We start from the raw sequence: 12,568 nt of genomic DNA, 5'->3' as shown, positions 1-12,568 counted from the left end.
ACGATCAATAAAAATGTTAAATCCTGCTTAACGTTTATTTTGTGACAGATTGATTTTCTAGTTTAGCGTCTGAAATTGCAAATTTTGTTCTTGCATACAATTTTATAAAGAGATTCATCAATAAAATGACCCGGAGGTTCTGATCCCTCTATTTCAGTGTCGATTTTTCTGTGCATAAAAAAACAGCCTCACACATGAGGCTGTTTTAAATGAGCGATCTAAAGACTTACTGGCGAATCTGACCATCACCAAAGACGATCCATTTCTGGGAAGTCAGGCCTTCAAGACCAACTGGACCGCGAGCATGGATCTTGTCGGTCGAAATGCCGATTTCTGCACCAAGACCATATTCAAAACCATCAGCAAAACGGGTAGATGCATTGATCATGACCGAGCTGGAATCTACAGCTGCTAAAAATTCACGGGCAATACTGTAGTTTTCAGTAATGATAGAGTCAGTATGGTGCGAGCCATATGTATTGATATGTTCAATGGCTTCCTCGACACCCGATACAATCTTGATGGCCAGAATCGGTCCAAGATATTCGGTATACCAGTCTTCTTCAGTGGCAGCAATTACCGCATCACCGAGGATACGCTGAGTTTGTTTACAACCACGTAGCTCTACTTTTTTCTCTTGATACAGTTCTGCAATACGCGGCAAGAACTCTTCAGCAACTTTTTCATCGACCAGCAGGGTTTCCATGGCATTACACACGCCATAGCGATGGGTTTTGGCATTGAAAGCAATCGGCAATGCTTTTAACAAGTCCGCTTGTGCTTCCACATAAACATGACAGTTGCCATCCAGATGTTTAATGACCGGTACACGTGCTTCTTCAGTAATGCGCTCGATCAGGCTCTTGCCGCCACGGGGCACGATCACATCTACATATTCAGTCATGGTAATCAACTGGCCTACGGCAGCACGGTCAGTTGTATTCACGACCTGTACGGCAGCTTCGGGCAAGCCTGCCACTTTCAGCCCGTGTTGAATTGCGGCTGCAATTGCCTGATTCGATTCCAGTGCTTCCGAGCCACCACGTAGAATAATGGCATTTCCTGATTTCAGTGCAAGTGATGCGGCTTCCAGCGTGACGTTAGGACGTGATTCATAGATCATGCCCACCACACCCAAAGGTACACGCATCTTGCCCAGCTGAATCCCAGAGGGGCGATAGGCCATATCCGTAATTTCACCAATCGGATCTTTCAGGCCAATGACATCTTCGAGGCCTTGTAACATACCTTCGAAGCGTGCGGGGTTCAGTTCTAAGCGATCAAGCAGGGCTGTATCCAGGTTGTTGTTATGCGCCTTGGTCATATCTTTCTGGTTAGCAGCCAAAATAGCAGCTTGGCTATTTTCTAAAGCCGTATAAATAGCAGATAATGCATCGTTTTTGGTTTGGGTAGACGCACGAGCCAAAATGCGAGACGCTTGGCGTGCCTGCTGTCCTACCGTTTGCATATATTGTTCAATAGACTCTTGCATAGCGGTTTGATCACTTAGAAATTTCATTTCGATATTAACAGTCTGCTGCTGCACAATGAAGCCCATCTGTTAAAAATCATCTGTTTTCGCAGACTTCTAAACATTTTGAAATTTTTTTCTGTTTAAAAGCAGATAAGTGGTCAATCAAGCGGTTGCTTGTGAAAAGCAGCTCTGTATAGAATGAAACACGCGACATTGAAGTCATTTATAACTATTAAAGAGCAGGATGCGTGTTCAGGCACACCGGAATGCGCCTGAAATATAAGACTGTTCATCATGACTTACACAATAAAAATAAGGCAAGGACGGAGGAAAAGGAATATGAATTCCATCATTCATATGGATGCCCAAGTATTGGAACAACCTAGCCATAAGGGCTTTTTTGATCTTTATGATAAGCACAGTTTTAAGCAGCCGCCACGTACCACCTGGATGAATGGCTGGAAAATTGAATATATGGCGATTGCCCGTCCAGATACTCTGCATTTAAGACCCATGGTGATTATTGGCGGAGCTTTTCAGAATTTTAATTCCTACAAATATTGTGTAGAACAGCTTTTTGATGCAGGCCCCATCATTCTGATTGACCTGCCCTCCATGGGAGCGAACCAGCAGATTAATAATGTCGACACAGGTCTGTCTGCAGGAACACTGGAGCTCGAAGATCTTGCTGCGATGCTGGGACGATGGCTGGAGCAGATGCAGCTACCGCAAGTGGCAATTCTAGGCATGTCCTTGGGGTCAGTGGTGGCCTCCTGTCTGGCAGATCAACGTCCTGAACTGGTAGACCGGATGATCCTGATGGGCGTAATGCAGAAAACCCGTAAAAGCTGGCGTATGCTGCTGGAAGAATCCTTACATCTGATGAAAGAACAGCGTATGGATGAATTTGGTCAGGCTGTCATTTTATATCTGGTCAATCATGCACGTTTGGCCGAAACCCGGATGTCACCGACTGCAAAGCGCCTGTTCTTTAAACAGATGGCGGAATTTACAGCGACCGAACAGAACCGCTATGAGATCAATTGCAACCGTTTATTGCGTCTGACCAATGTACCAATTCCACAGTGCAAAGTACTGGTAGCATGTGGCCAATATGACAGTTTTACTTTGCCACATGAAAATGCCGATTTTGCCCTGCAATGCCCGGATATGCAGTATGTGCAAATTGCAGGTGCTGACCATGTACCTCAGCTGCAACGTCGTAAAGAAACCATGCATTTATTTGCAACTTTTTTACGTGATGAAGCTGTTGATCAACTAGACGGCATTATTCCGTTCACGCGCGAACAGATACAGCAAATTGAACGTCGCGGTGAAGAACGGATTCAGGTACAAGATCCACAGCGCTATTTAAGTCATCGTCATTCTGATCTCATTTTAAAAGCAGAGATAGTGAACATGAATTTCTTTGGAGTATTGCTGGAGTTAGATGCAGGACAGGTTGCGCGTGCAGCAACTCATCCACGTGATCTGGCTTTGCATCTTGAAGATGAACAAGGGGAATTTCGTATAGAATGCCTGCTCTTTGAGCAGGCTGACACACAGCTGCGTGCCTTATTCAAACATGGCAGCTTTGAGGTTGCAGAACGTTTATTGCAATTTATACAAGTACAAAAAATGCTGTTACAGGCAGAAGTATTGGATGCAGTAATTTAAAAACATCATCTTTAAAAAAACAGCGTACTTAAACGCTGTTTTTTTTCACTGCATGAATCATCCAGACCAGATCACCTAAATGTTCATCCTGTTCTGGTCGTGGATTTTGCTGGCCTGGCTCGGCAAAATAACGTTGAGGTTGTTGTACCTCAACCTGGTCAAATCCTGCATCTTGAAAAAAGTGCTGCAGTTCTTGGGGGGATTTAAAATGAAAGGTAAACGCACTTCGAGACATGAATTTAAGCAGACGGCTACTGCTCCAGATAAAGTTCGCCAGTTTATTTTTCACCGGTTCAGGATAAATATCGCTGAAATAGTGAACTGCCGGGAAATACTGCGCATTTTCTGTAATACCCTGCATCAGAATGCGTAACATCTGCTGATCAAAATAATTAATCAGTCCTTCGCTAATGACCACTAAGGGCTGGTTGCGGTCAAACATCTGAAAAATACAGTCCAACTCTTCACTAAAAATATCGGCAGTCAGTACTTCAGGGGCATGCTGATCGATTTGCTGCAACGCCTGAGTCTTGATCTTGGCCATATCGGGAAGATCCAGTTCACGATAATTAATTTCTGGAAATTTCTGTCTGAAATTCCAGCTACGTGGAGATAGTCCACAGGCAATTTCAAGAACCTGAAGCTGTGGATATTGCTCAAGCAGTTGACACAAATGCTCATCAATCATCTGATGGCGCTGCTTAAGCGTCGTACGCATACTACCGCCGACATAGCGCTCTGCCCAGGACTCAAGTGGGTGAAGCAGTTTGGCCAGAATTTTACCTTTAGTGGTCGCAAAGGCTGGATGCGAGATCCCCATTTGATACCAGATATAGCCGGTATAGTGCGCAGTAAATGAAATATGGCGATGTTGTGAAAGTGTTTCTGTCATATCGTTCTTACCTTATTTTTATTTTTAAGTTAATTACATAATAGTGTAACCTTTTCATTACTATAATTAAAAAGGAACACTTTGTCGTGTTCCTTTTTTTGTGTTGACTGGATTAAAAAAGCTTTAGCTCATCTGCTGTTTGAATGCCAGTATTTCGTCACGGATATTGCGCCATGCTTCTCCCAGATCAAGCTCTGCACCAATCTGGATGTTTGGGATGTTGCCGCGCATGCGTTCCAGACGTTGCTGGTTCGGGAGGGGCAGATCAACAATCCCTTCCAGTGCAATGCATTGTGCTGCGCGGTCATTGCAGACCAGACCCATGTCACAACCGGCTTTAAGGGCGGCCTGAATTCGTGCATCGGCATCGCCTGCAACACAGGCAGCCTGCATGCTTAAATCATCCGAGAACAGGACGCCGTCAAAGCCGAGCTCTTGACGCAAAACTTTCTGAATCCAGAATTCCGAGAATCCGGCTGGATTGGGATCCACCTGACTATAGATGACATGAGCCGGCATTAAAGCATCCAGCTGTGGTTGTAACTGGATAAAGGTCTGCATGTCTTTCTGCTGGATCTCTGCATAGGAGCGCGTATCAATTGCTGCAGCAACATGCGAATCTGCTTTGACCGAGCCATGACCCGGGAAATGTTTTCCGGTTGAAGCCATGCCGGCACGTTTCATGCCGTGCAGAAATGCGCCAGCCAGCGGAATAATATCCTGAATATTTTGTGCGAAACTGCGATCGCCGATCACATCACTGATACCATTCAAGTCCAATACTGGTGCAAAGCTGAAATCAATCCCGACAGCCAGTACTTCAGTCGCCATCAGCCAGCCGCATTTTTCAGCCAGTTCCAGAGCACGCAGTGAATCACTCGTATAAAGTTCGCCAAATTTTCCCATGGCAGGCAGTAGGGTAAAACCTTGTCTTAGACGTTGGACACGACCACCTTCCTGATCGACCGCAATTAAAATATCCGGGCGAACCTGACGCATATGATCAGTTAAGGCACGGACTTGAGCTGGAGATTCGATATTGCGACCAAATAAAATGACTCCACCGACTTGCGGCGCACTTAATAGTTCAATATCTTCTTGAGTCAGGGTGGTGCCTGCGATGTCGAGCATCAATGCGCCAATCATATGCGGATTCCATTTTAGAATTTTTCGGGGAAACAATACCTGATTTCTGCAATGATTTGCTACACTTTGTCAGCACAGAATATGATAAAACTACACGACATAAACATATTAAGTTGTTTAAGATGCTGAATACTTTAAATTCTGGTCGAAAAGCAACACGGTCACATTGGTCTCTAGGCCAAGGAAGTACGAATTATTTATGAAATTTCAAACGATAGCTTGCGCCGTTGCGATTGCGACAGGTGGATTCTTTTTTACCCATGTAGTGAATGATGCGATTGCGGCCAATAGTACAGAAGTGCTCAGCAAGGCGATTCAGCCATCTCAAGAACAGGCACTGGTATCACGCCAGCTGGCAACCCTGGTGGACCGTCAGCACTATTTGAATATGCGTCTGGATGCTCAGACATCACAGCGCATTTTTGATTTCTATATCGATAGTCTTGATCCGGAACATAGTCTATTTCTGGCTCCAGAAGTTGAAAACTACAAGAAACGTTATGGTGCCAGTTTTGGTGCCAATCTGAAAGCCGGCAATTTGTCGGGTCCTTATGAAATACATGAACAATATCGTCAGCGTCTGACCCAGTTCTATACGTATATGTTGAATGAGCTGAAAAAACCGCAGAATCTGAACCAGCCGAATGTTTATATCGAAACAGATCGTGAAAAAGCACCGTTCTTTAAAACAGAAGCTGAACAGCGCGCGCACTGGTCAAAAATGTTGGTGTCTCAGCTGATCAATCTGACTATCAGCAAAGAGGAAGAACAGGCCAAGCAGAAAGCCCTGAAAGCCAATCCGGAACTGGCCAATGGACAAGATCTCACAGGTCCTGAAGATCTGACGCCTGCGCAAACCTTGACTAAGCGTTACACCCGTCAGCTCGAACGCCTCAGTCGCATCAAGAGCGATGATGTGCTCGACAAGACACTGAACGCGATGATGCTGACTTATGATCCGCACAGTAATTACTTCCCACCTGTGGATGCGATGGAACTGAATCGTCAGACGACTTTGCAGTTAGAAGGGATTGGTGTGTCGATTCGTCCGGAACGCGGCAATGAAGATTACACCAAGATTGAAACCATTGTCGAAGGTGGTCCGGCCAGTAAGTCAGGCCAGGTCAAATCAGGTGACCGTATCATTGGTGTAGCTCAAGATGGCGAGCAGATGGTCGATGTTATTGGCTGGCCAAGTAATGAAATTGTCGGTTTGATTCGCGGCAAGCGTGGCACCAAAGTCACTTTGCGCTTACTCGGTGCAGGCGCCCCTATGGGACAGGCACGTAATGTGACCATTACCCGTGATGTGATCCAGGAAGAAGATGCAGGTGTACGTACACGTGTAGTTGAGATTCAACGTGACGGTAAAAAATATCAATATGGTGTGATCGAAATTCCGTCGTTCTATCTGAACTATCGTGCACGCCGTGCGGGTACGGATTATCGCTCGGTCTCTGAAGATACTAACAAGGCCTTGAAAGAGCTGGCAGCGAAGAATGTTGCCGGGATTATTGTCGATTTGCGCAATAACCCGGGCGGTTCACTGGAGGAAGTGGCACGTATGCTCGGACAGGTGATCAAGTCTGGTCCAGTGGTACAGATCCGTGATGGGAATGGCAACGTTAGCGTCTTTGAAGATGATGATGGCGGCGCACAAACCTATGCAGGTCCACTGGCAGTGATGGTCAATCTGGCATCTGCTTCAGCCAGTGAAATTTACTCTGCTGCGATTCAGGATTATGAGCGCGGGATTGTGATTGGCAGTACCACCACAGGTAAAGGTACGGCACAGGTACAACTGGATAGCTTGGCACATGGACAGGCGACACTGACCCAGCGTAAATTCTACCGTGTGACCGGTGGCAGTACCCAAAATAAAGGGGTCATTCCGGACATTAAACTGGTTGATATTTATAACGAAGAGTTCGGTGAGCGTAAGGCCAAAAATGCCTTGCAGTGGGATACCATTCCAACTGCGCCATTTAAACGTGAAGGCGCAGTACAGAAATATGTCCCTGAACTGGCTAAACTTTCTCAGCAACGGGTTTCACTTGATTCTCAGTTCAAGTATTTGGAACAGCGTAAAGCCGTAATGAAGAAAGCTGAAGAAGAAAAGCGTCAGGTACTGGACTTGCAACAGCGTAAAGCCGAGCTGATTGCAATGGAGCAAAAAACGCTGGAAGCAGAAAATGCCCGCCGTATTGCTACAGGTCTTAAGCCTTATCCGAATTGGGAAAGTTATCAGGCTTCGATGGATGCCTTGATTGAAACGCGTGCCAAGATGAAGGCCAAAGAACGTCCGGCTTTGCCTGAAGAAGAAGCTTTTGTGATTGAAGCGGCAAATGTGTTACTCGATTATGCCAACCTGCAGAAAAAATCCTAAGATTTAACTTTATTTATCTTTTATTAAAATAGCCTGTTTCGACAGGCTATTTTTTTATTCGGCCAGTTTGCACAAAAGACCAAATTAAATTTTGCTATGAAGTGCCATCTATCTAAATAAAAAGAAAAAAATTGTGACGGTGGTCGAATAAATGAGCTAAAAAAATGAAGCTAAATATTTGCTTAAATTTGAAACACTTCTAATATATAAGTCATATTTTATTTTTATGTTGAGTCAGATTTTAGGGGCAATTCTCAACTTCAAAAGAAAGAAATATAAATTCTAAGTTTGAGTTAAGACTGATGCTGTTGCAGATGAATTCACTTGCATTGATGTTCAGCTTGATGATTTTAATAAGTTCAAATTTGACCGGATGAAAATGGAAATACCAGTGCAGAGTATTATAAAAATGGTCACCGATGGGGAGCATTTTATATGATTGAAATTCAGCATGATATTACTCTGGTCACCGCTTCCATTCTTTCAGCATTGATTGCTTGTTATCTGATTATCCGGATTAAAAAATTTGCTTCAGGTGCTGCGCAGCCAAATGTTAAAACTTTCAGTTTAATGCTAACAGCTATGCTATTGGGACTATTGATCTGGTTGATCCATTTTATCGGGCTGACAGCAAGTTTTATGCTGCATACATATGAAATAGATTGGGGGATACTGCTCCTTTCTGTTCTGGTGGTATGCTTTGCCGCTATCTTTATCTTCTGGTTGAGTACACGGAAGACTTGGTCGTTTTTTCGAATAGTTCTTGTCACCGGGATAATCGCGCTTGGTATCTTTGGTATGCATTATATCAGCATGATGGCATTCAATTTTACTGCTAGCAATGTGCTACAGTTCCCGCAATTTACCCATACACAGGATCAGCTTTTTCTGGCCATAATATTAATGAGCGGGCTGTTACTGCTAACGCTGATTTGTATCGTTGTGTCCGAACTGCGTGTCGGTTCACGCAATCGTCAGCTTGCTTGGGCCAATCAGCAAATTGAAAACCAGACCATTCAGGATAATCTGACCAAATTACCCAACCGTCTATATCTGGCTGAGTATGCAAATAAATTATTTTCTGATCAGCCCCAGCAGCATGAAATAGCCTTTTTATACATTGATCTGGACCGTTTTAAGGCGGTCAATGATGTGTTTGGCCATCTGGTCGGTGACCAGTTGCTGATTCAGTTGACCACACGGATTCACCAGTTATTGGGTCATCACTCCAAGCTGCTCAGAATCGGCGGCGATGAATTTCTGCTGGTACTGGAAAATACCTCTGTTACCAAAGCGGCAAAAATGTCAGAAAAGATTCTCGAGCTGATCCAGGAAAGTTTCCTGATTGAAGGCAAGAGTATTCATATCTCGGGCAGTATTGGTATTGCCATGTATCCGGAACATGGCAAAAATTTACAGGATTTGTTAGTCAATGCCGATGCTGCCATGCTCAGTTCCAAGTATCAGGGGCGCAATACCTATTCGGTGTTTAACTATTCTACCGATCAGGATGAAAGCAAGAGTCAAAGTACCCTGATTAATGATCTGTATAAAGCGGTGGAAGAACAGCAGTTTGTACTATTCTATCAGCCAAAGTTTAGGACCAGGGACCGTAGCTTGTGTGGGGTAGAGGCATTAATCCGCTGGAATCATCCCCAGTTTGGACTGCTCGGCCCGAATCTGTTTATCAATGCAGCTGAAAAAACCGGACTAATTATTCAAATGGGCTACTGGGCATTAGAGCTGGCCTGTCAGCAGATTCAAAAATGGCAAGATACACATACCGAATTTTTCCCTGTTGCGGTTAATTTGTCTGCGGTACAATTTGAGCATAAGCAGCTTTTTAGTACCTTGGAAAAGTTGTTTGCCCAATATAAAATTAGTCCTCAGCATTTGATGATCGAGATTACTGAGTCGACTGCCATGCATCATATTGATGTGAGTATTCGCAGTTTTAAGCGCTTAAGACAAATGGGCATCCGTCTGGCCATTGATGATTTTGGTACGGGTCATTCAAGCTTTCTCTATTTAAAGAATTTAGCCGTTGATGAATTAAAAATTGACCGGGAATTTATCAAAAATCTGGAAGTCGGCTCCAAAGAAGAAATAATTCTGGAAAGTATTATCCAGTTGGCTATGAAACTGGGGTTGGTGGTGACTGCAGAAGGGGTTGAAACTGAAGCGCAAGCGGAAATTTTAACCCGGCTCGGTTGTGAACAGTTACAAGGTTTTTTACTGGGCTTGCCGGTAGATGAACAACGTTTAGAAAATTTACAATTCCATTAATAGCGCTCAAATTGATTGAGCGTCAGGATAGACAATATGGCTCACGGAACTCCACCCTGAAACTCTGCTACAATATCGCCAATTTTTTTCATATTGATCGAATTTGATCTCGAATGCTGTGCATTGAGCAGTAGGTATATTTCATGAGCTTTAAGCAAGAACTGGCGGCACAAGTCGCCCAGCGACGTACGTTCGCTATTATTTCCCACCCCGATGCCGGTAAAACCACCATGACAGAAAAATTGCTGTTATGGGGTCAGGCCATTCAGGTAGCCGGGATGGTAAAAAGCCGTAAATCTGACCGGGCCGCAACATCGGACTGGATGGAAATGGAAAAAGAGCGTGGTATCTCGATCACGACTTCGGTGATGCAATTTCCTTTTAAAGACAAGATGATCAATCTTCTGGATACCCCGGGACATGAGGACTTCTCGGAAGATACCTATCGTACCTTAACCGCAGTAGACTCTGCGCTGATGGTGATTGACGGGGCAAAAGGTGTCGAAGACCGTACCATTAAACTGATGGAAGTGTGTCGGATGCGCGATACCCCGATCATCTCATTCGTCAACAAAATGGACCGTGAAATCCGTGAGCCGCTCGAACTTCTTGATGAAATTGAAAACGTTCTAAAAATTAAATGTGTACCATTAACTTGGCCATTGGGTACAGGTCGTGACTTCGCTGGTGTTTATAACCTGATCGAAGACAAATTTTATGTTTATAAAGCGGGCTTCGGTTCAGTGATTACCGACATTGAGGTACGTGATGGTTATGACTATCCGGATCTTCGCGAGAAAGTCGGTGATCTGGCTTGGGCAGCATTTGAAGAATCGCTGGAACTGGTACAAATGGCCAATGAGCCTTTGGATCGTGAAGAGTTTCTGGCGGGTCGTCAAACACCTGTTCTGTTCGGTACAGCCTTGGGTAACTTTGGTGTCGACCATGTTCTGGATGCTTTCAGCCAATATGCACCACCACCGAAAGCTCATCCGACCCAAGATCGTGTTGTAGAAGCGGATGAAGAAGGTTTTACCGGTTTTGTCTTTAAAATTCAGGCCAATATGGATCCAAAACACCGTGACCGTATTGCTTTCATGCGGATATGTTCAGGCAAGTATGAAAAAGGCCTGAAGATGAAGCATGTGCGTCTGGATAAAGATGTGCGCATCAGCGATGCCTTAACTTTCCTTGCAGGAGACCGTCAGCATCTTGAAGAAGCCTGGCCGGGTGATATTATTGGTCTGCATAACCATGGCACTATCCAGATCGGTGATACATTTACCTCGGGTGAGAAACTTCAGTTTACCGGTATTCCACACTTTGCGCCGGAAATGTTCCGTCGTGTCCGATTGAAGGATCCATTAAAATCCAAGCAGCTGCAAAAAGGTCTGAAAGAGCTTTCAGAAGAAGGCGCGACTCAGGTATTCATGCCGCAGAATAACAACGATCTGATCGTGGGTGCTGTGGGTGTGCTACAGTTTGAAGTGGTGGCTTACCGTCTGAAAGAAGAATACAAGGTCGACTGTGTTTACGAACCGGTCAACATCAACACAGTACGTTGGGTATCTTGTGATGATGAGAAGAAATTCAACGAATTCAAGAAAAAAGCCCATGACCAGTTGTCTGTCGATGGTGGTGGTCATTTAACTTATCTTGCCCCAAGCCGGGTGAATTTACAGCTGATGCAAGAGCGCTATCCGGATATCGTGTTCCGTAATACACGCGAACACTAAAAGTTCAGGGTTCGCAGCCAAAGTCTAAAAATATCAAGCAGCTTCTCGGGAAGCTGTTTTATTTTATGCTACATTTAAACAATTAATAACTCGATAGATATAGTAAAGAGAATGAAGCTCAGTAAGGAAGTCGTCCTCGGTTCTGTGATTGGTTTAAGCCTTGTCCTGAGTGGCTGTGATCAGGGTGAAAAAGAATCCCTTACTACTCCAAAAAATGAAAAAATCACTGTAGCGAAGAATGCTGATGTCTTGCCTTATCTGAATATTCAAGAACAGCCGGCCAAGATTGCCTTGCCATTTTGTGAAAATAAAAACTGTATCAATCTGGATATTCAGACCTTAGTTACGGTTGATCCATGGATGAACCAATGGATTGAAAAGCAGCAGGCAAAAGTGATTCAGGATCAAATCGGCTTGAAACAGGACATGAGTTTACAGCAGGCCATCAATGCCTATGTGAAAAAATCGGATGCCTGGCAAGCTCAGCTCAATTTGAACAAGGCTTATGAACTGTCGCTATATACCCGTATTCCTTACCAGCGCAATCAGTATGTGCTGATGCAGATCGGGGTAGACTCCAAACAGGAAAATGTCAGCGTGCATGAGCGCTATTATTTTTTTGTGGCCGATCGCCGCCAGCAGAAAATGCTGACCCCACTTGATATTATCGATTCTAAACAGCAGTTACTGATGGATCAGATTATTCAGCAGGCTTATCAAGCTTGGCTAAAAGAAAACAATTCACAAGTTCAGCAAAAAGCACCAAAAAAACTGTATTGGGGCCAGGCTGACTGGTTCTTTGATCAGGAAGGCATCGGTCTGCATTTTCGCAGTCATGAAATCAGTAAAGACGCCAAACAACTGGATATTTATTTAACAAAACAACAAACACAACAGGTCTTGAAAGCTGAGATCTATCAGCATATGTTTTAAAGCTGGTGATCTTGCAAGATGATTACAGGTTCCAAAAA

General features: G+C 44.3%; 8 protein-coding genes. 5 read left to right on the top strand and 3 right to left on the bottom strand.

Annotated features, from left to right (window positions below):
* Positions 1 to 226 precede the first annotated feature (226 nt).
* On the bottom strand, positions 227 to 1,492 hold the full coding sequence (locus tag VXQ92_RS03405; protein WP_144724111.1) for a glutamate-5-semialdehyde dehydrogenase: 1,266 nt from the start codon (positions 1,490 to 1,492) through the stop codon (positions 227 to 229).
* 321 nt (positions 1,493 to 1,813) lie between these two features.
* Here VXQ92_RS03405 and VXQ92_RS03400 point away from each other — a divergent pair, with 321 nt between their 5' ends.
* Positions 1,814 to 3,151, top strand: coding sequence for an alpha/beta fold hydrolase (locus VXQ92_RS03400; RefSeq protein ID WP_416680406.1), 1,338 nt, complete (start codon positions 1,814 to 1,816; stop codon positions 3,149 to 3,151).
* Positions 3,152 to 3,179: 28 nt separating this feature from the next.
* Here VXQ92_RS03400 and VXQ92_RS03395 read toward each other — a convergent pair whose 3' ends face one another.
* Both VXQ92_RS03395 and nagZ read right to left on the bottom strand, forming a co-directional pair.
* Positions 3,180 to 4,043: a class I SAM-dependent methyltransferase gene (locus VXQ92_RS03395; RefSeq protein WP_416680405.1), complete on the bottom strand. Its 864-nt coding sequence runs from the start codon at positions 4,041 to 4,043 to the stop codon at positions 3,180 to 3,182.
* A gap of 123 nt (positions 4,044 to 4,166) precedes the next feature.
* Entirely contained in the window at positions 4,167 to 5,189 is a 1,023-nt protein-coding gene (nagZ, locus tag VXQ92_RS03390) for a beta-N-acetylhexosaminidase (RefSeq protein WP_416680404.1), read from the bottom strand.
* 199 nt (positions 5,190 to 5,388) lie between these two features.
* Here nagZ and VXQ92_RS03385 point away from each other — a divergent pair, with 199 nt between their 5' ends.
* From VXQ92_RS03385 to VXQ92_RS03370, 4 genes are all read left to right on the top strand, one after another.
* Positions 5,389 to 7,575 carry a carboxy terminal-processing peptidase gene (locus tag VXQ92_RS03385; protein WP_064094807.1) on the top strand — a complete coding sequence of 729 codons (2,187 nt, stop codon included), beginning with the start codon at positions 5,389 to 5,391 and terminating at the stop codon, positions 7,573 to 7,575.
* A gap of 435 nt (positions 7,576 to 8,010) precedes the next feature.
* The gene (locus tag VXQ92_RS03380; protein ID WP_416680403.1) at positions 8,011 to 9,861 is read left to right on the top strand and encodes a putative bifunctional diguanylate cyclase/phosphodiesterase; all 1,851 of its coding nucleotides are present in this window, start codon (positions 8,011 to 8,013) and stop codon (positions 9,859 to 9,861) included.
* A 143-nt stretch (positions 9,862 to 10,004) separates the two neighbouring features.
* Positions 10,005 to 11,597 carry a peptide chain release factor 3 gene (locus VXQ92_RS03375; protein ID WP_064102261.1) on the top strand — a complete coding sequence of 531 codons (1,593 nt, stop codon included), beginning with the start codon at positions 10,005 to 10,007 and terminating at the stop codon, positions 11,595 to 11,597.
* Positions 11,598 to 11,708: 111 nt separating this feature from the next.
* Positions 11,709 to 12,530, top strand: a complete 822-nt coding sequence (locus tag VXQ92_RS03370; protein WP_416680401.1) for a hypothetical protein — start codon at positions 11,709 to 11,711, stop codon at positions 12,528 to 12,530.
* Positions 12,531 to 12,568: the final 38 nt, after the last annotated feature.

This window comes from Acinetobacter sp. 228, assembly GCF_048147885.1.
This window is presented reverse-complemented; position numbering and strand designations above follow the sequence as displayed.